Consider the following 22,078-nt stretch of genomic DNA (forward strand, 5'->3'; position numbering starts at 1 on the left):
AACACTGGGTGACCTTGCCAGTCCGCTGCCCTTAATCATCCCACCCGGTTATTGGCGCGGACTGGTCTTCTTTGCGCAGCGAACGATTTTTAAAGCACCTTAAAATAGTTCGACCATGGTTTTGGCTGCGGTTCGTTCGTCCGCATCTTCCTGATCCATCACTTCATTATGGCTGTTATGCTGTGTCTTTTTTGGGCCATTCGACTAAACCGGTGCCGTTTGAAGAACCTGCCCCGGTAGAGGACGAACGTAACTGGCTGGAGCGCGGCGCGGTCGACAGTGTAGCGTCGAACGTACAATGGGGTTGGCAGACCCTTCAGAACGATTTTAAGGAAGAGATGTCAACCGGCCAGATCATTGCCAATGCCATTGTCACCGCCGTGCCGGTGGTCGAGCAAGTGGCGGATATGCGCCATCTGGCGGCCAATGGCAAACTGCTGATCTTGGATAAGTGATATAACGAAATCGGGGCGCCGGTTGGCGTTTTTGCCTGCCTGATCGGGCTTGTGCTGTCGCTGGGGGCGCTGGCGAAAGGGGGGATCAAGATCATCTGAAATAACGCTTCGGAAATGGGGCGGGTGCTGATTTATATCAACACGGCTATCTTGAATGTATATCATTGACAACCTGCTGTTTCCCCCAGGTCTGTTCAATTCTCTCAAAACGTATTGCAGGGTCTGTCATGGTAGCCCGAGGCCCACAATATAACCAGAGCGGCCGCATCGCTCCTGTCGGACCGCAGATGATCTGACAAATTTGTCTTGCCGCTTGAATGCCGCAGGGGCTGGCCCTGCGACATTATTTGAAAACCGCTTTAGCTAAGCGAAATGTTCTATGGCTTGAAGTCGGTCACGCCAAGATGGGTATCGAGATCAATCGGAACCGAGACATGGTCATGGATGATTCGCCAACTTCCTTCAAACTTCCGATAGCCGAGCGTTTCGCGCGACCACATGTCGAACCCTTTTCCTGCGATCGAACCGGCGAAACGAGTGAGCCCTGTGGAGAAGGCCACGTCGCCGGAGCAATGAATTTTTGTTACACCCCGTTCGAAAATCGGGTCAGCATCAAACATTTCGAAAAATCTTTTCCAGTGCGCCCGGAACGTGTCCCAACCTTCGAAAATAAAGGGCGGCATCACATCGTAGGCGAGGTAATCAGGCCCCGGATAGTAGGTTGCCATGATGCGATCAAGATCACGCGATTGGGCTGCTTCAAGCCATTCGGCTCGGAGTGCATGGATCTGTTCTTCGTCATTTTTCATGCTTATTTCCTTTCCTTGATTTATGCGGTTTGAAATAATGTCGCGGGTTTGATCTTGCGGAACGCGAGCGTTCCACCTTCTTCAATGCTGCCAATGTGCTGCCAGCGACCCGACTGCTCGAACTCGTCGGTGATCGCCTGATGTTCGGTGCTGTTAGCGTGGGCGAGGTTACCGCAGACTAAAATACCCTTTGGCCGCAAAAGGTTTCCAAGCCTTTCGATGAGACGAAGCGTAGGTCCGAGCCCATCGAAAAATACCAGGTCATAAACCCCGTCCAGTTCGGCCATAACCTTGAAAAAGTCTCCCGAATGAACCGTCACGCGTTCGTCGAGGCCAAGATTACGGATGTACTCGCGGGCCAGCGCAACATGCGCAGGATCGCCTTCGACTGTGTCGACACGGGTGTGTTCAGTCGCAGTCGCCAGAACACATGCTGTGTATCCGATTGCCGTTCCCAGCTCGAGTATCCGAATGGCGGGGTCAGTTCGCGCGATCGCCAACAGGCCGGGACCGTCCTCGAATGTGTAGGCGTGGCATCCGTGCTGGCGCCGATGGCTGCGTGTGGCGGTCTGCAATGCGTCGAAGCGGGCAAGTTCGTTTGCGTTTGTTGTAAGCGTGATCATGCCATGTACTCGTCCAGCCAGGCGAGCATCGGCTCGGGGCGGCGTTGGAACTCCAGATATCCGTCCCATCGCAGAGACGTGCCTTCGATCCAGTGCAGCTTTTTTTGCGAGATCGGAATGGCATCGAACGTTGCCTGAACATCAGCCGGAGTGGTCAGAACATCGTCGTGCACCTGATATAAAAAGGTCGGTGTGTTCACACTGCATGCCCACGAGTTGGGTGACATCTGGTCGAAGGTGAGGCTTGCCGCGAGCCGGATTTCGCGGTCAAGCTGATCCACCCGATCCTCCAGTCCCATAGCCGCTAATTCGCGGGTCATCACCGAGCGGATAGACAAGGGTTGGCAAAGCAGCAAACAGCGGACCTCCCGGAAGTAATCCGGTTGCGTGTGAATGGCATAGAGGGTGGCGTTCGCGCCGTTGCATCTTGAGAACAGGCCGATAGCCATATCTTTGAGGTCCTGTCGGCCTCGGGCATAGAGCAGGGAGCCGATTACGTCCCGTGCCTCGTAACGGCCGCCGCTATTCAGGCCGCCATTGCCGGATCCGCTCAGGCCAAAATTGCGCTCGTCATAAGTGAGGACATTGTACCCTGCCTCGTGCAGGAGGCGGTAGTCGGCGACGTAATCAACCTCGAATGTGTTGCCGGTAGCCGCACCGAAAGACCGCCATGGCTCTAAATGTGTTGGGCATCCATAACGATTGAACATCATGGGATGATTGGCGATGACGAGACGATTTGAGCCGGAGCAGGGGATAAACCATGCTTCCAATGCTACTCCGTCCTGTGATGGAAATGTGATGTCTTCGTAATCGAGGCCCTCGTCTGCTGGCGTACGCAGGATAGGAGAACGGAGCGGATGGCTCCATCCCTGCGCGATAGCTTTAAGACGTTCTGCGATCTTATCGTTGGAAAGGGATTGTGGGTGGCTTGGGGCATCGGCCATGGGGTAACTCCATCTTTCGAAAGAACGTTTTTCGAAATTCAAGATACGAGTGGCTTTTCATTCGAGGAATGACGAAGTATGGTTGATTATCATGCAAAAAACGAATGAACCTGGTTTTGGCCATATCGATATTCGCGCTCTGCGCTTTCTTGCGGAAGTTCTGATGCGTCGCAGCGTCACGCAGGCTGGGGAGGCCTTTGGCTTAAGTCAGCCAGCCGCTAGCCGGTTGCTCGCGCAGCTAAGGCATGCGCTTGGGAGTGATCCCTTGCTCGTTCGCGCGAGCACTGGCGGTTATGTTCCGACCACTCGCGCAATAGAACTACTCCCTCGACTGCACGAGGCGATTGCGGCGACGAACAGGGTGTTTGCGCAACCTGGGTTCGACCCGGGAAAGTCGACACGGACGTTCCGTATCGCCACGACCGATTATGGTGCAGCAGTTGTCGTTCCGGCACTGGTGCGCGCTTTGCGTGCTGAAGCGCCTGGCATATCACTTGAGTTGTGCGCCTGGAGCGTTGAGACACTGGGCGATCTTGAGGAGGGGCGGACAGATTTTGCTTTATACACCGACGAGATTCTTCCTCAAGGCTTTCACTACGCGCCGCTGTTCGACGAGAGTTTTGCGCTTCTGCTGCGCAGTGACCACCCGATCCTCGATTCAAGAGATCATTCCGGCCATATCGCGCCCTCGGAACTCGCAACGCTTCCTCGCGTGGTCTTGTTATATCCGGACGGCAGTAAAATGGGAGTGGACGATCCGCTGGCGGAATATGGCCGTCAATTCGGCCCGGGTGATCTGCGGACACCACATTTCCTGTCGGCTCCCTTGTCGGTAATCGGGTCCGATTTCGTCCTGTGTGTGCCCCGCCGTATGGCCCATCTGATGGCCACCGCGAATGATTTGGCCGTTGTGGACTTTCCAGAAGCGGATCCAATCACCTACTGTATGATCTGGCACGATCGAGCCGAAATGGATGCCGGTATGGCCTGGGTGAGGGACCGGTTAAAATCAGCCATTGGCCCTGTATCTGAGGATAAACGCTAGTCTGTAATTTTAATCAGAAGGTGGCATGATAAAATGGCAGCTGGCTACTGGTTCACAGTTTATCCGGTCCATGTTTAATACAAGAAAGCTGCGAACCTGTTTTGCTGCGTCTTTCTTTATCATCTTGCTTTCGGCTGGGTGGGGCGCTTGGGTGATGTACTACCGGTTAGCGGGACGACACGTACTGGATGAAGAACGGCACAATCTACGTATGCTTGAAAAGTTATACCTTTACTGTTGATGACCTACAGGCACAGAAATTGTTGCAGGCGAACCGGGCCTTTGAAATTCCTGACATGCATTATGTTCTGTACGATCAGATTGCACATTCGGTGTGTGTAACCGCGTTAAATTGGACCAAATCCGTGGTTTGATGATGTTGAGAGGTAGGTTGTTCTTGCCGTGCCGCAGATCCGGTAATGATCTATAATATATCTTATGACAAATTATTGAGCATTCTGAAACATTGCATTTCCACGGCTTGTGGGCAAAGCGGATAGCTCAGAAGCAGATGCCTATCATATCTTGGGTTGGTCGGGTGTTAAAAACGCACAATGCAATTGCTACGCGGTTGCATTGTGCGCTGGTAATTGATAGGCATTCTCATGTGGCGGGTGCTTTGGCAGCAAGTATTAACACGGCATGTCGTTCAGGCTGGGCAACGTCATCTCCAGGCATTGTTTGCGTCAGATAGTTCATGGAAACTGTATTGCCAAATTACGCGACATTAAGGTGTCGTATAGGAATAACATTATGAAAAAACATTGGTTTAGCCGGGTGGCGTTGGGATGTGTTGTTACATTTGCGCCGTTTGCGGCCCTGCCGGCAACTGCCAATACCGTTACCCACGAACTTGGCCAGGCAGAGTTTGATAAACCACCAACCCGCTTCGCCGTTTCAAATTGGGCCCTAACGGAAAGTTTGCTGGCGTTGGGTGTTGATCCTGTCGCTATTCCCGAGGTTGATGCATATCGCGAATGGGTGGTTGCTCCCCCATTGCCGGAAAAGTTTATTGACCTTGGAACACGTATGGAGCCGAATTTTGAGGCCCTGCGTCAAAGCAATCCTGATGCAATTCTGATCAGTTCCGATTCAGTGATGGCATATGACAAGTTTTCAACCGTAGCGCCAACACTGGTGTATTCGATATATAATTCAAATGATGCGGCAATGGACCGGGCAGAGACTTTGTTGCGCAATCTGGGTAAATTAACCGGCAAATCAGAAAAAGCCGAAGATGTGATCAAGCAGGTTAATGCCCGTATTGCCACTGCCGCCGAGCGCATTCGTGCGGTGAGCAGTACAGACAGGAAATTTGCCATTGTTCGTATTATTGATGAAACAAATTTTCGCATTCATGGCAATACATCCTTGTTCGGGTCGGTTCTGGCCCGCATGGGGTTTGACAATGCCTGGCAAGGAAGTGTGAATAGCTGGTCCTTTCATAATGGAACTGTGGCCGACCTTGCCAGTATGGGGGATATCGAGCTTGCTTATATCGAACCGGTTGCGCCGACTATCAAAGCCAAACTTTTTCAGTCCCCTTTATGGAAAACGTTGCCCTTTGTACGCCATAACCAGGTTTATGCCATTCCATCAAGCTGGACCTTCGGTAGTGTTTTATCTGGTGCGCGTTTTGCTGAACAATTTGCGGATGCCATTGTTCGCAATTCCAAACCCTGAATACACGGCATTTGGCCCCCGTCCCTAACCTGCCTATACAAGCAGGAAAGCCCGTCATTTGTGAGACGGGCTTTCCTGTTGTTGAATGGGGATGTGTTGGATAGACAGACCTACCAGCTGTATTTCAACGTTGCCAGCACCGTTCTGCCTTCACCATAAAACCGGCTGCCAAATGTGTTCGACGATACATATTCCCGGTCCAGTAAGTTGGTTGCATTCACCGCGAGATTGACGTTATCGGTTACCTTGTAGTTCACCAGTGCATCGACCACGGTATGCGATCCCAGTAGTTCGCCATTGGCATTGTTATTGTAACGCGACCCGACAAAGCGGAGCCCGGTGCCAAAAGTTAAATCTCCGCGCGCGCCATTTTCGGGAATTGTGTAATCAATCCAGGCCGATGCAGCATGTTCCGGCACCATTTCCGGGCGGTTGCCAATGTTGCTGGTAACGACATCGTCTTTGATTTCGGCATCAAGATATGTATAGGCCAGTGTCAGATTGGTGCGGGCATCAAGCGATATTTTGCCTTCAATTTCCATCCCGCGCGAGTTGATTTCGCCAATCTGGGTATGTTTGGAATAATCTTCATTCCACTGCGAAACGTTTTCCTGTGTTAAGTCAAACAGCGCCACAGTAAACAATGCATCCATTTCGGTGGGTTGATATTTCATGCCAACTTCGTATTGCGTACCCAGCTGCGGTTTGGCTCCACCTGGAAGCGACGAGGTACTGCTGTAAACCGGTTCGAACGATTCAGAGTAGTTACCGTAAACCGAAACCTCGTCAGTTGCCTTATAGGTCAGGCCAAGGCGCGACGTGAATTTGTGGTCGTCTCGTTCTTCGGTTGTCCCGCTGCTAAGTGTATCGACATCGCTTTGAACATAGTCGAAACGTCCACCCACGGTTGCGATCCAGTTTTTTGCAATCGTTAGCTGTTCCTGTGCATAAACCCCATAGGCTGCCTGGGTAATTTCCGTATCCGAGGTAAAGTTGATGTTGATGCAGGACAGGCCACAATAAGCCGGGTTATAGGGATCAATCGGTGATGCCGTCCCGTCATATCGTTTTTCGCGGTTTACATCACGATTGAAATCAAATCCTATCAGCGTCTTACTGCCAAGATCCTGGTTGATCGCGGTGTCATACTGCATCTGGTTGTCGATGGCAAAACGGTCCAGCTTGCCATAAATCGCAAAAGCGTTCCGGTTGCCAAGTGGGGCCGTATCGTTCAGATAAACCGTTTCGTAATCCAGATCGACATGAGTATAGCGCGCATTTTGCCGAAATTGCAGTTTGTCGGTAATCTGGTGGGAAAATTCATAGCCAAGATTGGTTTCTTCGGTATCGAAATTATTAAAATCCGGTTCTCCGAAAAAAGCGTCCCGGCTGGTTTCGATCCCGACCGGAAAGCCGTAACCCAAATTGCTTTTGCGCTTGTTGTAACTGGTCAGAATGGTTAATTCCGTGCCTGCTTTTGGTTTATAGGTAAAGGCTGGCGCAATATAGATGCGATCATCTTGCGAATAGTCCTGGTTGCGCTCCGCATTCTGCCACATCCCTGTCAGGCGATAGGTCCATTTGCTATCTTCCGCAACTGGTCCGGTTATGTCTCCACCTGTCCGTAAATGATTTTTACCAAATGTGGTAAAAACTTCACCCCCGGCTTCATCTTGCGGGTGTTTGGTTACCAAATTCACCAGTCCCCCCGGCCCGTTCATTCCAAACAGGCTGGATGTTGACCCTTTCAGGACATCAACCTGCTGAAGTCCATAGGGTTCCTGGCGGGCTGTCGTGAAGTTATAGGTGCGTGATGATAATCCGTCGCGATAGGTTGATAACGAAGAATAAAACCCGCGAAGACGCACATAATCATAACGCACATCCGATCCGTATTCACCCGATTGCACGCCCGCGCTATAAGCCACGACTTGCTGCACATCCTGTACGTTACGCGTTTCCATTTCTTTTTGCGTAATCACAGAAACGGCTGCCGGATCGTCGAGAACCGGCGTGTCTGTCTTGGAACCTGTCAGGCTGCGCGGGGCCACGAAACTATCGGTAATTGCATTTTTGGGGCCGGTATCCTGGTCGCTATTGGCAACAATCCGTACCGGATCCAGTACCATGCCGTCGCCATTGGTGGCCCCTGATACCGCAACCACCACAACTGTACCGTCACTGGTGATGTCGTAACTTAACCCACTTCCTAAAAGCAATGTTTCAAGGGCTTGTTCTGCTGTCATGGTGCCAGCGACGGCCCGGGCATTAATATTGCGTGCCAGCGCCCCGTCTACCGTTACCTGCACACCGGACTGTACCCCGAACTGTGTCAGTGCACTGGTCATTGGCTGGGCTTTGATAGCAAATACATGTGTGGCTGAAAGGTTCGTTTTTTGTGGCCCGACCGGTACCTGGGCCAATGCCGGGCCAATGCCCATTACCGGTACCAAAGCAGTCGTCATTAAAAGTGTACTGGCGATCATTGCCACGCAGCCACGACGATAGGTCATGACGGCTCCCCCAATATTCATTTCCGGTCTCCGTTTGTGGTCTTTAGTCAAATGGCAATGCGACTGCGAATGAAAATGCGTCGCATTGCTGCATAAAATACAAAACGGAACCCACCCGGCTTTTTTCAAAAAAAGTTTCAGATTTTCAAAATTTAGGAATTCAGGGAGTTTCAGGACGGCGAAACGACCAATAACCACGGAGTAATTTCGCGTACAATCGCATTGTGCGCCCGTGCGATACCCCGAAGGGCCGCGACCGGGTTGTGCAGGTTATAAACCCCGGTTACAGGATGCATCGAAAGCTCATTACTGGTGACAACTATTTTGCCGCTATAATAACGTCTTAACTGATCAACGACTTCACCCAGTGGCTGATCCTGCGCGATAAGCTGATTACGACGCCAGGGTGCAATATCTCCCTTGCTGACATCGTGGCGCTTTACGCCCCCTGCCCAGCCAACCCGCGCACTTTGGCCTGATTTTAGCAATTCCGATATGGCTGGTTGCACACGCATATTATCAACCTGAACCAAGCCATGAGCAACGGAAACGGTGGTACTGCCAATATTATCGCTGACATCAAAACCGGTGCCAAGCACGGTCACATTTACCGCATCGGATCGAACCTGAAACGGGCGGTCAGGGTTGTGGGTTACTTCAAAAAATGCTTCACCATTTAACAGTGTTACATGCCGTTTCCTGGCCTCAAATTTCACGCGAATGGCTGTTTCAGGTGCCAGTACAACCTGGCTGCCATCTGCCAGCGAAATAGTTTCAATTTCACCGCTGCCGGTTCTGTAATCTGCCTGTATTCGGGTTATAAGGTCGGGTGCCATAACAGCGGTAACCAGGGTTGCCGCGATTGCCGCACCGACAAGCACGTATTTGCGCAAGCGGGATGCTTTTTTCCGGGTAAAACGGCTGCGTGCATCGACGATTGCATTTTGTTGTTCTGGTGCGTTCTCCGTGCGAGATGCGCGCGATTGGTCCAGATATTTTTGCCAGTCACTATCTGGTTGCGGCGGGATGCAGGCCATTAGCCCTGCCGTTTTTTGAATGGATTGCCAAGCCTGACCATGATGCGGGTTTTGGTTTAGCCATTCATCAAATTGGGCATGCAGCGCGTGATCTTGCGGGTCTTCCTGCAACAAAATCAGCCAGTCGGCCGCTTCTTTCAAGATCCGTTTTTGCACATGATCCTGGATAACTGCATCATCTTTGCCTGTCATCTCTTTACCCTAATTTCACCGATAGCCAGGCTGCATTACTTTGATGATTTAAAATGCCCCACACTTTATAGACGTTTGGCGTTGATGTTTTTCTATAATATTGTTTCAGGTTGCGACGAAAATTTTTTAACCGGGCCGCCTGTTTTACGGCCATTCCAGCCGTTCCCTGCAATGTGCAACCCCTTCGGCGATTAGTTTGTGCGCTAATGGCACCGAGATATTAAGATATGTCGCAATTTCGCGCAGTTTGGCACCGCCAAAACGATGCATTTCACAGGCGATGCGTGTGCGTTCGGGAAGTTCGGCCAATGCCGCTTTCATACGGGTAAATTCATCATTATAAAGGGCGATGGTTTCCGGATCGGGGGCATCGGCGGGTAAATATCGAATAGCATCGTCATAATCGCCTGCTTTGGTCATACGACATTCGCGGGCATGGCTGCGTTTGCTATCAAGCGCCAAATTACGAACAATCCGATAAAGATATCCGGTCGCATCCTCTAACAGGCGGTTGTTTGATGCCTCGTCAAAACGAAGCCATGCTTCCTGCACCAGGTCTTCGGCATGTATCGCGTTGCCAATAATTGTGCGGGCATAATTGATCAACGCCGGGCGCTGGCGCATAAAAAGCATCAAGGATGTTGATTTACCAGTCAAACTGCGCCTGCCCTGCACGAAGGTAACGGGGCCAGTCCCCGGGACTTTTCCTTCTGACAGGAGGCTTATCGCAAATGATATTGATTATCAATATCCTTATTGCTGTTTACGGGCAGCTTTTCAATATGGATGCAGTAAGGTTTTGTAAAATCGAAAGAATGCCAGATCCGGTTTATGCCAGCATAGATTTAAGGTCTTGCGACAAACCGGATCGGGCATAGAGTTATGGTTATGTTTTGTTCCTGGATGACCTTTGAACCCGGTTTCTGAGGATACCTATTCCTTCGACTTCGAGTTCGACGACATCGCCATCTTCAAGAAATTCGAAACGCTCCAGGCCACAGCCGTCATTAACCGTCCCTGAACCAATGATCTCGCCAGGATGTAGTGTTTCGTCCTGTGAAATAAACGCGATCATTTCATCAAAACCGTGCAAGATGGGTGCCGTTGATGTATCGGTCACAACTTTGCCGTTGATCCGCGCTACGGTACGCAGATTATGCGGATCGGGAATTTCATCACGTGTGACGATCACCGGACCAAACACATTCCCGCCATCAAAACTTTTGCCCTTTGCCGGGCCGAGCCACCCGGCCATTTCGCGTAATTGTGTGTCCCGGGCTGAGAAATCGTTGAATATTGTATAGCCAAATACGTGGTTAAGGGCCTCCGCGCGATCAATATTACGTCCCCGTTTGCCAATCACTGCGGCAACTTCAAGTTCGTAATCCATATAGTCGCTATAACCGGGCCAGATCACATCGGCATCATGGCCAAGAACAGAAAATCGGTTGGTAATGTAAAAGATCGGTTGCCGGCGATAGACCTCTGTAACTTCGCCTTCTGCAAAGCCGGGATCAGGTTCGCCTGCCAATACAGCACCAAGGCGGTGCATTCCGTTAGGTGCGTTGGCAATGTGGCGCGGAAAGCTGGAAGCATCGCGAATTTGGCGGGGCTCTGGCAATGGCGCAAGCAGTCTAACGTCGGAAACAGCATACTGTGGTGCTGTCGTTGCGGCGTTTTGTGCACGATCCAGACCAGCCTCTCCGGCATCAATCAATGCAAGCATCGACATCAACTCAGGCGCACCTGACGCAGTCAGATCCAGCAGTTTGTCATCTGTTACCAATCCAAGCCGGGCGCCATTTCCGGCATCAAATGTTGCCAGTTTCATAACTTTCTCCTTCAATCTCGAATAATTGCAACGGGGCGACACCAACCGGCACTTGCCCCGGTAATTTTTACGGGAAAACTGATTACCTCGAACCCGGTATCAGGCAGGGTTTCAAGATTGGCCAACTTCTCGATCTGACAATAGGCGCGTTCCATGCCGGCGCGGTGCCCTTCCCAAATCAGGTCGGCATTGCCGGTTTTTGCAACACGTTGTGCAGTATGAACAAACGGGGCGTCCCAGCTCCAGGCGTCGGTTCCGCAAATACGAACACCCTGTTCCGTAAGATAAAGGGTGGCTTCCCGGCCCATACCGCACCCCGAAGGAACATATTGCGGCGTCCCCCAGGCAGCGGCGGCCGCGGTATTTACCAAAACTATATCTCCGGGGGATAACGTATGACCAATCCGCCTGAGTTCGTCTTTAATCTCGTTGGCTGTCACAACATGGCCATCCGGCTTGGTCCGAAAATCAAGTTTGACGCCCGCCCCCATGAACCATTCAAGTGGCACTTCGTCGATTGTGATTGCCCGTGCGCCGCCATCCATTGTCGAATGATAATGGTAGGGTGCGTCGACATGAGTGCCATTGTGGGTGGAGATATGGGCCATTTCAACGGCCCAGCCTTCGCCCCCCGGAAGCTGGTCCTGGCTTACTCCGGGGAAAAACTCCAGCAGATCCTTCGCCGTTTCATCGTGGCGGGAATATTCAATTTGTGGTGCCAGGCCCGGCGGGTCTGCATAGGTAGTGTTTTCAAGTGGACGGGCAAGATCAATAATACGCATGACGTGGTCTTTCAAAATTTAAGCAGGGCAAGTGTTATTGACGGGAACAGGATGACCAGCACCAGCACCAGGGCCATAATGGCGGCAAAGGGTGCAGCACCACGAAATACATGGCCAAGATTGATCCCCTTGTCGCGCAGGGTTGCCTGTACGACAAAAACCGACAAACCAAGCGGTGGTGTTAATAGGCCAATTTCCACAGCCAGGACCGTGACCAGACCAAAATGAACCGGCTGAATGCCCAATTGCTGGGCAATGGGAAATGCAAGTGGCACTGTCACCAGCATGATGGAGGAAGAATCAAGTACGGTGCCCATGAACATGAGCAGCAGACTGTAGAGAAACAGAAATCCAAGCGGCCCGATCCCTGCCCCAATCGCCCATTGGGTGATGGATTGCGGCACGCCGGAAAATCCCAACATGCGTCCATAAATCGATGCCCCGACAATAAGGAAACACACTGCCGCCGTAACGTGGCCGGTTTGCTGGGCGATTTTCCATCCCGCACGCAACCCGATCCGGCGCATTGCAATACCAATCCCCAGCGCCATAAAGGCACCGATGGCACCGGCTTCCGTAGGGGTAAAGAAGCCAAGATAAATTCCGGCAAGGACGATCCCGGCGAGAAGAAGAACCGGTAAAATCAACCAGCCCGACGTTTCTGTTTCAGTTTGGCCCTGGGCAAAGGCATCATCGTCAGAAACAATTTGCGTGAATTTTTCCGGGCGGAATTTCCCTAGCAAATTGAGGTAAATAATATAGGCCAGTGTCAGCAGCAGCCCCGGTCCGACGCCACCGACAAACAGATCGCCAACTGAGCTGTCCGTCAGGATTGCAAAAAGAATAAGCAACAACGAAGGGGGAATAAGCATTCCAAGGACAGATGAGCCTGCAACAAGACCAACTGCAAGTGAACGATCTGTTCCGGCACGAACCATTTCCGGAACAGCAACACGGGCAAAGACCGCTGCCGAGGCAATGGAAATACCTGTGATTGCGGCAAAAATTGCGTTCGACAATACAGTTGCGATGCTTAACCCGGCACGCCAGCGCCGCAATGTACGGGCGATAATGGCAAATGTATCCCTTCCCAGCCCGGATTCCGCAACCGTAAGCCCCATAAGGACAAATAGCGGGACAACACCGAACGTATATTCGGCGATACTGTCACTTGCAGAAAGGGCGACAAAGTTAAGCGCCAGCTTTAATTGTCCGGTAAGGGCCCACATTCCGAGAAGGGAAATGCCCGCCAATGCAATTGCAACGTAAATACCGGCATAAATCGCAATGCCGATCCCGATCAGGGATAAATAGCCGATCATAAGATGGTCCATCAGCGACCTCCCGGCAAACGGCGGGCGGCAATGACGGCAGCCAGCGCAAATGACAGCGCCAACAGCATGGCACCTAGCGCTATGATCAGCAGAAAAGGCCAGACCGGCATCTGAAAATGACCGGAAATTCCTTCGGTCTCGCCACTTTTCCAGACAAGCAGAACTCTCGGCCAGATCGCCCAGGCAAGGGTAATGCTAAATGCCATGCCGCATAGCTGGGCAAGCATATCCATCAGAATGGATATGCGCGGGAAGCTCTCGGCAACCATCAGCATGATGCCGTTGGACCGGATCATTTCTCCGCACCGGTGTGTGTGCGCAATCTGCAGAAATACGATCCCGACAATGGAATATTTGACCATTTCCGGAACCCCCGAAATCGGCGCCAGAAACAGGTTGCGACCGACAACATCGGCAAGAATCAGAACCATCAATAACAGGATCCATGCCGTTGCCATGATATTTGTAACAATCATTAAACTGTCGGCAAAACGAACCAGGAGGGACGGAGACAAGTCACCGTCCCTATCCCCGTTTGCCTTGTTATGGGCAACGGATGTCATTTTACCGACCAGTCCCGTGGCAGTTTTACACCTGCATCCTTCAGGTGCTGGATATAGGTGTTGATAACTTCTGTTCCCGGAAGGCCCAGATCATCCTGTTCATGGGCCCAGTTTTGGGCAATAGGGGGTAAGGCGTTGGCCCATGCTTCACGCTCGGACGCAGGAAGCTCGGTAATTGTCGCCCCCCCTTTTTCCATCGTGGCAAAAGCGTTTTTAACGCGTTCCTCCAACCCGGTCCGATAGGCCGCGGCGAAAGCCTTGACCCCTGTGCGAAAGGCAGCCTGTACAGGCTCTGGCTGGCTTTCAAACCAGCTTTTGCTAACAGCAATACCACCGGCATATTGGGCGCCGAAATGGGTGCGCGTGACATAAGGGGCCACTTCGTAAAGTTTGGCAGCAGAGGCGGCAGTGGGAAACACAATGACGCCATCGGCAACGCCGGTCTGAATATCGTTATAATAGGTGGTCAGGTTGCCTGAAACTCCGACCGCACCGGTATTTTCCAACCAGGTAACGGCAGAACCGGGAGCATTGATTTTCTTGCCTTCCATATCTTTCAACGACGTGACGGGAAATTTCGTCATCAAAAGGTAATCTTCAAGGCCAAAGGCACCACCAAGATATTCCAGATCATGGTTTTCCCAAAGGGTACGCATTCCTGGAATTTCATCATGCATCTGGTCGACGGTTTTTAAGACAAGGTCAACGTCATCTGAGCCGAACGGGGTAACATAGGTTACGTTTTGTAGCGAAAGGTTGGATGGTTCAAACAAAGTTGAAACAATGCCAACTTGGGCCAGGCCAAATTCAATTGTTTCAAGTGCACCCCCTGGTTTGGCGAGGGTGCCGCCATAGGCCTCGTTCCAGTTGATTGTATAATCGGTGCCTTCCAAGGCGGCATTGACCGAGGGAATAAACGTTTCCGACAGAGTCTTGACCCATAGGAAAACCGGAGGATGACCGGCAACCGTTGTGACATTAATTTCTTCGGCGTAGGAAATTGTCGGCATCAAGGTGAAAGCAAGTGCCGCAATTGCGGCACGTATTGGTGTTCGTTGCATTATTTTTTCCTCCCATTGCGTCAGCAAGAAACTTTGGGCAAACTTGTTCTGACAACAAAACTATCTGGACGTATGTATAAAATGTCAAGAGAAACAAAAGAACCTGCCGCAACATCGCAAAAACCCGTCCCTACCGTGGATGGCAGATTGCTGCGGGGAGAAGCCACACGGGATCGCGTTCTGGATGCGGCGGAGCGATGTTTCGCCCAGGACGGCTTTGACGGTATTTCGATCCGTCAGGTCGCAACAGAAGCAGGCGTGACATTGGGTGTGGTCGGATTCCATGGGGGTTCGAAGAATGAATTGTTTCGCACTGTACTGGCACGGCGGGTTGAAACCCTGAATGCTGCACGACAGAGCCGGTTACAAAAATTGAAAGAAACGTCTGACAGCATGACGATCGAGGCGATTGTTGATGCTTATGTGGCGCCCTATCTGGAATATGCGTCTGGCGGTGATGCGCAATGGCGGGCTTATGCTAAATTAATCGCCCGGATTGCATCGGACGACCGGTACTATCCTCACATTCGGGAACTTTACGATCCGGTTGCGATTGAATTTCTGGAAGCATTGTTGCCGCTAAGCCCTGGTCTTAGCCGGGAAACACTCGCCACATTGCTAACGCTTAGCGTGGCAAGTCTATTGTCCATCGTTGCCAGTCGGTCACGCATTGCCGGTTTGGCAGGAACAGATGTAATTCCACCATTACCGATTGCGTACCGTGAGACGATTGTCAGTTTTTGTGCGGGTGGTATTCGGGCAGTGGATCAAATGAAAAATGATAACAATGGGTAAGGACGGGGTGCTTGACTGCCGGTCTTGCCGGGTAATTTTAAAGCTGCAATTGTTCCATTTGGGTTTATGGTTTTAAAGTTCGACCAGTTGCCTTGTTAACCGTGCCAAAGATACATCCATGCAGCATGAATGCAAAAAGGTGTCGTCCAACGCGGCATAGCATGAATTTTCCATGGATTTACACCGGGGCCGGACGCAGGAATTATTATGCCGTAAACGGTGGCCCTGAACCCTTGAAAAAGCCTTGAAAACCCCCGGTTTACAGCTCTTGCGTGACGTCGTCGCATTTCTACTGCCTATTTGACTTAACATTTCTGCCAAATGCAGTTCAATCCGCAATAGATTTTCCAATCGCCGGTTTTCATACAAGGCGCACCAAGAGCAGACAATCTGCCAACGATTTACAGAGGGAGACTTCGGGTGCAATTGACAGCCCATAATACAGCCCGTGCTGTGTGCGGGACTGATCATATATATTTGGGTAATGGCCTGAATATCAGCCGGTCTTATTGCCTTGCTGGCAAAGGAAATGGCAAATTGCGCGCGGGTCCCCGACCAGAAACAGATTTCGCTTTCGAAAGGGTGCGTATATCGCATCAACTCCATCCTGAACATTCACGCCGGGTTTGTTTCCACATTGGAAATCAGACATTGGCTACACCTCGCATCAGGCGTGGTAACGGGGGTTCGCCTCTGACAATGACCCGCCTGCAAACCACTGCAAATGTCCCGTTACTTTCAGGTTCTGTTATTGGTAATGCAATACGAATCGGATCGAACAAGGGTCTATGCGCCAGGCACCCCGTAGAAGCCGAGGTATCCGAACATGCGTTCTTCTTCTGATCTTCAAAAACTTGTCAATCGCCGCGAAAAAGACAAAAGCCTGGAAGCGCCATTTTATCATTCTTCGGAAATACTTGAGCTTGATATAAGCGCGATATTTGGTCAGCACTGGATTTTTGTTGCTGTCGAACCGGAATTGCCCGAGCCTGGCGACTGTGTGACGGTTGAGGTGGGGCGTGCCTCTATTCTTATCCTGCGTGGGGACGATATGGAGGTGCGCGCCTTCCATAACGTATGTCGTCATCGTGGGGCACGTTTGATTGATGAACGTACAACCACCATTGGCAATATCGTTTGTCGTTATCACGGTTGGACATATAACGAAGATGGCGAACTTATCCTGGCTGAACATATGGGGGCTGGCTTTGACAAAAGCTGTCATGGCCTTAAACCTGTCCATGTGCGTTCAATTGCAGGGTTGATTTTTATCTGTCTGGCTGAAAATGCACCTGCCGACATTGAAGAAATGGCGCGGGTGATGGAGCCATATCTGGCACCGCATGATCTGGCAAATTGTAAAATCGCCCATAGCTCGGAACTGATCGAGGAAGGCAACTGGAAGCTGACGATGGAAAACAATCGCGAGTGTTATCACTGCGAGGGAAACCATCCGCAATTAACGGTTCCGTTGTCTGAATTTGGCTTTGGGTTCTCGCCTGACGAGTTGGACGAACGGCGCTCGGCTGATGTTAAAAAATACACCGATTCAATCGAACGTGACCATAAACATTGGGAATCGTGTGGTTTGCCATCAGCTGAGGCAGAACACCTGTCGAATGTAACGGGGTTCCGTACCATGCGCCTGCCCCTGATGTGGGCCGGTGAATCCCATACACTTGATACCAAGGTTGCATCGAAGAAATTATTGGGCAATTTCACTGACCCCAAACTGGGCGGGTTAAGTTTCTGGACACATCCCAATTCCTGGCATCATTTCATGAGTGACCACATTGTCACTTTTTCTGTTCTGCCAATTTCACCCGACCGCACATTGGTGCGAACAACCTGGCTGGTTCATAAAGATGCGATCGAGGGCGAGGATTACTCGCTGGATAACCTGACCCAGGTATGGACCATGACCAACTTGCAAGACGCTATGCTTGTGCGCCTTGCCCAGCTTGGCAGTGAACAGCCCGCCTACGAGCCCGGCCCCTACTCTACCTTTACGGAACCGCATGTTGAAGCGTTCTGCGACTGGTATATTAACCGGCTAAAAGATCATTTCGCTGCCAGTAAGACGGGAACCCAAGCCGTATGAGCCGTAACACCCCAGCCGAGGCCGAGCAAAACCGTGCCTTGCAAGCCGAAGACAAATATACCGAAATAACGCGTGTGCCGACATGGGACCCCGAGCAGGACGACGTGCTTGTTTGTCGGCAGGTACGCCAGGAAACGCACGATGTAAAAACATTTGTCTTTTCCGGGCGGGAGCCACGCGCATTTCGGTTTTATCCCGGGCAATATATGACCTTTGAACTTCCGGTCGAAGGGATGGTCACGCGCAGCTATACGATCTCGGCATCGGCGGCCCGCCCCTACCGTGTTGAAATCACGGTTAAGCGTGTGCCTGGGGGGCCGGGGTCCAACTGGCTTCATGATTATATGGTTCCGGGCAAGGAAGTTACGGTTTCCGGCCCGTCAGGCGAATTTACAACAGACGCCACCTCGGAAGAAAAACTTCTGTTCCTGTCCGCAGGCAGCGGCATTACCCCTATGATGTCAATGACACGCACGGCCTGCGATTTGTCAGAACCGTCCGATCTGCATTTCATTCATGGAGCGCGGACGCCCTCTGACATTATTTTTCGCGACGAACTGGCCCTGCTTGCTGCACAAAACCCGTCGCTGAAACTTGCCTTTACCTGTGAAACCTCGTCAGCCAGCCATAGCTGGAGCGGTTACACAGGGCGCCTTAGCCTCCCTATGCTTTCCCTGATGTCTCCGGATTTCATGGAACGCAAAATTTTTTGCTGTGGCCCGGCCATGTTTATGGAAGGGGTGCGCAACATGTTGAAACAGGCCGGTTTCAACATGGAGAAGTATTACGAGGAAAGTTTTGATTTTGGGGCGGAAACAGCTGGAACACTTGAAGAACCAGCCTCGGTCGCGCCGGAAATCAGTGATCAGCTTTTCCGCGTTACCTTCTCGAAAACGGGCCATGTGGTTGAATGTGGCCCTGGCATGACGATCCTGTCCGCTGCGCGTGAGGCTGGGCTTATGCCGATGTCTTCGTGCCAGCGTGGTATTTGCGGCACTTGTAAATCAAAGCTGATTACAGGTGAAGTCGACATGCAACACGGTGGCGGTATTCGGCAGCGCGAAATTGATCAGGGCAAAATTCTGATCTGCTGCTCAACGCCGCTATCCGATATTGAAGTCGAAATCTGAAAACAAACAATGGGAGACGCCCCTTTTAGGGCCACTGGTGCGAGGAGATGCGGTGCCCTCGCCCGGTAACGGTCAGCCGTGTAAAACAGGGAAATAAAATGAAAAAACTACTTGTATCAGGATGCCTGTCGTTAAGTTTTTTCGGAGGAACCATTGCGGCTCAAGCCGCAGATTGCGGCAGTGTTACGATTGCCAGTATGAACTGGCAAAGTGCCGAGGTTCTCTCCAACCTTGATAAAATCATTCTTAGTGAAGGATATGGGTGTGACGCCGAGGTCACCATCGGTGACACGGTACCCACCATTACCTCTATGACTGAAACGGGCGAACCGGACATCGCGCCGGAAGCCTGGATTGACCTGTTGCCGGAAGTTGTAAAAAAGGGCACCGAAGAAGGCCGTATCGTTAAAGTCGGGTCTCCCCTGCCTGACGGCGGGCAGCAAGGCTGGTGGATCCCGAAATATTTTGCTGATGCCCATCCGGATATCAAAACCATTCCGGATGCATTAAAACACCCGGAACTTTTTCCCTATGATGAAGACCCCAGCAAGGGGGCGATTTTTAATGGTCCTCAGGGATGGGGCGGCACTGTTGTAACCTCGCAACTTTACTGGGCTTATAAAGCGCAGGATGCAGGTTTCAAGCTGGTTGATACCGGTTCATCGGCCGGGCTGGACGGGTCGATTGCCAAGGCATATGAAAAAAAAGAAGCCTGGATGGGATACTACTGGGCGCCGACAGCGTTGCTTGGCAAATATCCGATGGTCAAGCTTGGCTTCGGTGTCCCGCATGATGCCGCGGAATGGAAACGCTGCAATACAGTAGAAGATTGCCCGGACCCCAAACCAAATGAATGGCCGGTTGATACGATTGCAACGCTCGTTGCCAAACCGTTCCACGAAAAGGCAGGGCCAGAGGTATTGGAATACCTTGAGAAACGGTCCTGGAGCAACGAAACCGTTGGCAAATTAATGGCCTGGATGACTGATAATCAGGCCAGTGGTGAAGACGGGGCCAAACATTTCCTGAGAGAGAATAAAGACATCTGGACCAAGTGGGTGACACCCGAAGCAGCGGAAAAAATCGAAGCGGCCTTGTAAGCAAATGTATCAAGTCGGGCGGTGCGCTTTTGACGCACCGCCTTCCATGCGCCGATAAAATCAAAAAGACGTGTCGCACCCCTTGAAAAGGTGGAATTTAATGGAATGGTTTTATAAATTCCCGCATATGGACGACACTGTCCTGCGTAACCTGAAAAAGGCAATCGACGAAAGTTTCAGGAATTTCACTCGCACCTTTGGCGGGACAATTGAAAGCCTTTTTTATCCGGTAAAGCAATTTCTGATCGCTGCCGATCACTTTATGACCCATACCCCGTGGCCGATTATTACCGCGATCATCCTGATTATTGCGTGGTTCGCCAGCCGCAGCGTGAAAACTGTTTTGGGTTGTCTGGTGACGTTGCTTCTCATCGGTTATTTCGACATGTGGGAAGACACGATGCGGACGGTCGCCATCATTTTTGTCTGTACCGTGCTTTCCATCGCCATTGGTATCCCCATTGGTATTTTGATGGCGCGTTCGGATCGTATTCAGAAAATCGTCAATCCGATCCTCGACGTCATGCAAACGATGCCAAGTTTTGTCTATCTTATCCCGGTTGTGATGCTGCTGGGGATTGGCAAGGTGCCCGGTCTGATCGCTGTTGTTATTTATGCTATTCCGCCAATGATCCGTCTAACCAACCTTGGCATTCGACTGGTCGACAAGGATGTGCTTGAAGCGGCAGATGCCTTTGGAACATCGGGTTGGCAAAAGCTGTTCAAGGTCCAGCTTCCGCTGGCCCTGCCGACAATCATGGCCGGTATAAACCAAACCATCATGATGGCGCTTGCCATGGTCGTTGTGGCCGCAATGATTGGTGTTCAGGGGCTTGGTCAGCCGGTTCTTAAAGCGATTGCCAATCAGTATTTCACATTGGGCATGTTCAATGGCCTGGCCATTGTTGGTATCGCGATTATTTTTGACCGGGTAAGCCAGGCCTATGGCAAAAAGCTCCAGAAGCATCGGGAGATATTCCATGGCTGATCATCAGTTTGGCGGTATTCAAGTCCGTCATCTCTACAAGATTTTCGGTCATAATCCGAAACTTCATGTTGATGCCGTTCAAAAGGGTATGACCAAGACCGAACTGAACGAAAAATTTGGTCATATCCTTGGATTGCGCGACATTAATATTGAAATCCCGTCGGGCCGTATCCAGGTGATTATGGGCCTTTCGGGATCGGGAAAATCAACTCTTATCCGTCATATCAACCGTCTCGTCGATCCAACCGTTGGCGAGGTTCTGGTTGATGGTGTTGATGTTGTCAAAATGAACCGGGATGAGTTACGGGCATTTCGTCGGCATCAGACCGCAATGGTGTTTCAGAAATTTGCCCTCCTCCCTCATCGCAGTGTGCTTGACAACACCGTTTTCGGGCTTGAGGTGCAAGGTTTGGACCGTGTCAAAGCAGTTGATGTTGCCATGCGCTGGCTTGAGCGTGTTGGCTTGAAAGGGTTCGAGGAAAAATATCCCAACCAGCTTTCTGGCGGGATGCAACAGCGTGTCGGTTTGGCGCGGGCACTTGCCAATGATGCACCTGTTCTATTAATGGACGAAGCCTTTTCGGCGCTCGATCCGTTGATCCGCATGGATATGCAGACTGTTCTTCTTGATATTCAGAAAGAAATCAAAAAGACGATCATTTTCATCACCCACGATCTCGACGAAGCTCTGCGCCTGGGTGATCAGATCGCGATCTTGCGTGACGGCGAGATCATCCAGCAAGGTACCAGCCAGGATATCGTGTTACGGCCCGCAGATGAGTATGTCGCCAACTTCGTCAAGGAGGTTAACCGCGGTCGCGTTGTGCATGTCGAAGCCGTCATGATGCCCCTTGTGCCCGAAACAAGCCCTGCCCGCCCGGCAATTGTCGCGGGTACGACAATAGAGGATGCCATGCGCGTGCTGGCAAACACGGCAGATGGTGCGGGGACTGTGGTGTCGTCCGCGGGTCAACGATTGGGCAGCGTTGACTTCCGCCAGCTTGCAGGGGCTATGATTGATATGCAGGAAATGCCACCACAGAAAAATGATCCTGTCGCGGTGGTGTCATAACATAATGCCGGGCTTGT

The 22,078-nt window shown here is 51.4% G+C and carries 20 protein-coding genes; 9 read left to right on the forward strand and 11 right to left on the reverse strand.

Annotation, left to right across the window (positions count from 1 at the left end; all coding sequences use genetic code 11):
* Positions 1-182: 182 nt before the first annotated feature.
* Entirely contained in the window at positions 183-455 is a 273-nt protein-coding gene (locus tag THS27_RS09500) for a hypothetical protein (protein WP_085590200.1), read from the forward strand.
* A 377-nt stretch (positions 456-832) separates the two neighbouring features.
* Here the strand turns inward: THS27_RS09500 and THS27_RS09505 are convergent, their stop codons facing one another.
* The 3 genes from THS27_RS09505 to THS27_RS09515 are packed head-to-tail and all read right to left on the reverse strand — an operon-like array spanning position 833 to position 2,834.
* The gene (locus tag THS27_RS09505) at positions 833-1,264 is read right to left on the reverse strand and encodes a nuclear transport factor 2 family protein (protein ID WP_085590202.1); all 432 of its coding nucleotides are present in this window, start codon (positions 1,262-1,264) and stop codon (positions 833-835) included.
* A gap of 20 nt (positions 1,265-1,284) precedes the next feature.
* Positions 1,285-1,887: an O-methyltransferase gene (locus tag THS27_RS09510; RefSeq protein WP_168184863.1), complete on the reverse strand. Its 603-nt coding sequence runs from the start codon at positions 1,885-1,887 to the stop codon at positions 1,285-1,287.
* The gene (locus THS27_RS09515; protein WP_085590206.1) at positions 1,884-2,834 is read right to left on the reverse strand and encodes a S9 family peptidase; all 951 of its coding nucleotides are present in this window, start codon (positions 2,832-2,834) and stop codon (positions 1,884-1,886) included. Before THS27_RS09515 ends, THS27_RS09510 begins: the two co-directional genes overlap by 4 nt.
* Positions 2,835-2,925: 91 nt before the next feature.
* Between THS27_RS09515 and THS27_RS09520 the strand changes: the two genes are divergently transcribed.
* Both THS27_RS09520 and THS27_RS09525 read left to right on the forward strand, forming a co-directional pair.
* Entirely contained in the window at positions 2,926-3,879 is a 954-nt protein-coding gene (locus THS27_RS09520) for a LysR family transcriptional regulator (RefSeq protein ID WP_085590208.1), read from the forward strand.
* Positions 3,880-4,632: 753 nt separating this feature from the next.
* A complete protein-coding gene (locus THS27_RS09525) occupies positions 4,633-5,562 on the forward strand; it encodes an iron-siderophore ABC transporter substrate-binding protein (RefSeq protein ID WP_085590210.1) in 930 nt (309 codons plus the stop codon).
* A gap of 110 nt (positions 5,563-5,672) precedes the next feature.
* Here THS27_RS09525 and THS27_RS09530 read toward each other — a convergent pair whose 3' ends face one another.
* From THS27_RS09530 to THS27_RS09565, 8 genes are all read right to left on the reverse strand, one after another.
* The gene (locus THS27_RS09530; protein ID WP_085590212.1) at positions 5,673-8,096 is read right to left on the reverse strand and encodes a TonB-dependent siderophore receptor; all 2,424 of its coding nucleotides are present in this window, start codon (positions 8,094-8,096) and stop codon (positions 5,673-5,675) included.
* Between the two features lie 149 nt (positions 8,097-8,245).
* The gene (locus THS27_RS09535; protein WP_085590214.1) at positions 8,246-9,304 is read right to left on the reverse strand and encodes a FecR domain-containing protein; all 1,059 of its coding nucleotides are present in this window, start codon (positions 9,302-9,304) and stop codon (positions 8,246-8,248) included.
* Positions 9,305-9,448: 144 nt separating this feature from the next.
* Complete coding sequence (locus tag THS27_RS09540; RefSeq protein ID WP_246832911.1) at positions 9,449-9,961, reverse strand: sigma-70 family RNA polymerase sigma factor; 513 nt, start codon at positions 9,959-9,961, stop codon at positions 9,449-9,451.
* A 229-nt stretch (positions 9,962-10,190) separates the two neighbouring features.
* A complete protein-coding gene (locus THS27_RS09545) occupies positions 10,191-11,135 on the reverse strand; it encodes a fumarylacetoacetate hydrolase family protein (RefSeq protein WP_085590216.1) in 945 nt (314 codons plus the stop codon).
* A gap of 11 nt (positions 11,136-11,146) precedes the next feature.
* Positions 11,147-11,917, reverse strand: coding sequence for a cyclase family protein (locus tag THS27_RS09550; protein ID WP_085590218.1), 771 nt, complete (start codon positions 11,915-11,917; stop codon positions 11,147-11,149).
* A gap of 11 nt (positions 11,918-11,928) precedes the next feature.
* Positions 11,929-13,251 (reverse strand): TRAP transporter large permease, encoded by a 1,323-nt coding sequence (locus THS27_RS09555; protein WP_085590220.1) that lies wholly within the window; start codon positions 13,249-13,251, stop codon positions 11,929-11,931.
* Entirely contained in the window at positions 13,251-13,766 is a 516-nt protein-coding gene (locus THS27_RS09560; RefSeq protein WP_168184864.1) for a TRAP transporter small permease subunit, read from the reverse strand. Before THS27_RS09560 ends, THS27_RS09555 begins: the two co-directional genes overlap by 1 nt.
* A 44-nt stretch (positions 13,767-13,810) precedes the next feature.
* Complete coding sequence (locus THS27_RS09565) at positions 13,811-14,875, reverse strand: C4-dicarboxylate TRAP transporter substrate-binding protein (RefSeq protein WP_085590224.1); 1,065 nt, start codon at positions 14,873-14,875, stop codon at positions 13,811-13,813.
* Positions 14,876-14,956: 81 nt separating this feature from the next.
* Between THS27_RS09565 and THS27_RS09570 the strand changes: the two genes are divergently transcribed.
* The 6 genes from THS27_RS09570 (at position 14,957) to THS27_RS09595 (ending at position 22,061) form a co-directional block, all read left to right on the forward strand.
* Positions 14,957-15,670, forward strand: a complete 714-nt coding sequence (locus THS27_RS09570) for a TetR/AcrR family transcriptional regulator (protein WP_085590430.1) — start codon at positions 14,957-14,959, stop codon at positions 15,668-15,670.
* 826 nt (positions 15,671-16,496) lie between these two features.
* Complete coding sequence (locus THS27_RS09575; protein ID WP_085590226.1) at positions 16,497-17,771, forward strand: SRPBCC family protein; 1,275 nt, start codon at positions 16,497-16,499, stop codon at positions 17,769-17,771.
* Positions 17,768-18,901, forward strand: a complete 1,134-nt coding sequence (locus THS27_RS09580) for a hybrid-cluster NAD(P)-dependent oxidoreductase (protein ID WP_085590227.1) — start codon at positions 17,768-17,770, stop codon at positions 18,899-18,901. The genes THS27_RS09575 and THS27_RS09580 overlap by 4 nt, the downstream gene beginning before the upstream one ends.
* Positions 18,902-18,999: 98 nt before the next feature.
* On the forward strand, positions 19,000-20,001 hold the full coding sequence (locus THS27_RS09585) for an ABC transporter substrate-binding protein (RefSeq protein WP_085590229.1): 1,002 nt from the start codon (positions 19,000-19,002) through the stop codon (positions 19,999-20,001).
* Positions 20,002-20,101: 100 nt separating this feature from the next.
* Positions 20,102-20,989 carry a proline/glycine betaine ABC transporter permease gene (locus THS27_RS09590; protein ID WP_085590231.1) on the forward strand — a complete coding sequence of 296 codons (888 nt, stop codon included), beginning with the start codon at positions 20,102-20,104 and terminating at the stop codon, positions 20,987-20,989.
* Positions 20,982-22,061: a glycine betaine/L-proline ABC transporter ATP-binding protein gene (locus THS27_RS09595; protein ID WP_085590233.1), complete on the forward strand. Its 1,080-nt coding sequence runs from the start codon at positions 20,982-20,984 to the stop codon at positions 22,059-22,061. Before THS27_RS09590 ends, THS27_RS09595 begins: the two co-directional genes overlap by 8 nt.
* Positions 22,062-22,078: the final 17 nt, after the last annotated feature.

Origin of the sequence: Thalassospira sp. MCCC 1A01428 (assembly GCF_002115825.1) — a bacterium.
Classification (GTDB): Bacteria; Pseudomonadota; Alphaproteobacteria; order Rhodospirillales; family Thalassospiraceae; genus Thalassospira.

Bases quoted from the DNA above. Each gene is read 5' to 3' on its own strand.
- THS27_RS09505 (WP_085590202.1), bottom strand. From the start codon at position 1,264: ATGAAAAATGACGAAGAACAGATCCATGCACTCCGAGCCGAATGGCTT.
- THS27_RS09510 (WP_168184863.1), bottom strand. From the start codon at position 1,887: ATGATCACGCTTACAACAAACGCAAACGAACTTGCCCGCTTCGACGCA.
- THS27_RS09515 (WP_085590206.1), bottom strand. From the start codon at position 2,834: ATGGCCGATGCCCCAAGCCACCCACAATCCCTTTCCAACGATAAGATC.
- THS27_RS09520 (WP_085590208.1), top strand. From the start codon at position 2,926: ATGCAAAAAACGAATGAACCTGGTTTTGGCCATATCGATATTCGCGCT.
- THS27_RS09525 (WP_085590210.1), top strand. From the start codon at position 4,633: ATGAAAAAACATTGGTTTAGCCGGGTGGCGTTGGGATGTGTTGTTACA.
- THS27_RS09530 (WP_085590212.1), bottom strand. From the start codon at position 8,096: ATGAATATTGGGGGAGCCGTCATGACCTATCGTCGTGGCTGCGTGGCA.
- THS27_RS09535 (WP_085590214.1), bottom strand. From the start codon at position 9,304: ATGACAGGCAAAGATGATGCAGTTATCCAGGATCATGTGCAAAAACGG.
- THS27_RS09545 (WP_085590216.1), bottom strand. From the start codon at position 11,135: ATGAAACTGGCAACATTTGATGCCGGAAATGGCGCCCGGCTTGGATTG.
- THS27_RS09550 (WP_085590218.1), bottom strand. From the start codon at position 11,917: ATGCGTATTATTGATCTTGCCCGTCCACTTGAAAACACTACCTATGCA.
- THS27_RS09555 (WP_085590220.1), bottom strand. From the start codon at position 13,251: ATGGACCATCTTATGATCGGCTATTTATCCCTGATCGGGATCGGCATT.
- THS27_RS09565 (WP_085590224.1), bottom strand. From the start codon at position 14,875: ATGCAACGAACACCAATACGTGCCGCAATTGCGGCACTTGCTTTCACC.
- THS27_RS09570 (WP_085590430.1), top strand. From the start codon at position 14,957: ATGTCAAGAGAAACAAAAGAACCTGCCGCAACATCGCAAAAACCCGTC.
- THS27_RS09575 (WP_085590226.1), top strand. From the start codon at position 16,497: ATGCGTTCTTCTTCTGATCTTCAAAAACTTGTCAATCGCCGCGAAAAA.
- THS27_RS09580 (WP_085590227.1), top strand. From the start codon at position 17,768: ATGAGCCGTAACACCCCAGCCGAGGCCGAGCAAAACCGTGCCTTGCAA.
- THS27_RS09585 (WP_085590229.1), top strand. From the start codon at position 19,000: ATGAAAAAACTACTTGTATCAGGATGCCTGTCGTTAAGTTTTTTCGGA.
- THS27_RS09590 (WP_085590231.1), top strand. From the start codon at position 20,102: ATGGAATGGTTTTATAAATTCCCGCATATGGACGACACTGTCCTGCGT.
- THS27_RS09595 (WP_085590233.1), top strand. From the start codon at position 20,982: ATGGCTGATCATCAGTTTGGCGGTATTCAAGTCCGTCATCTCTACAAG.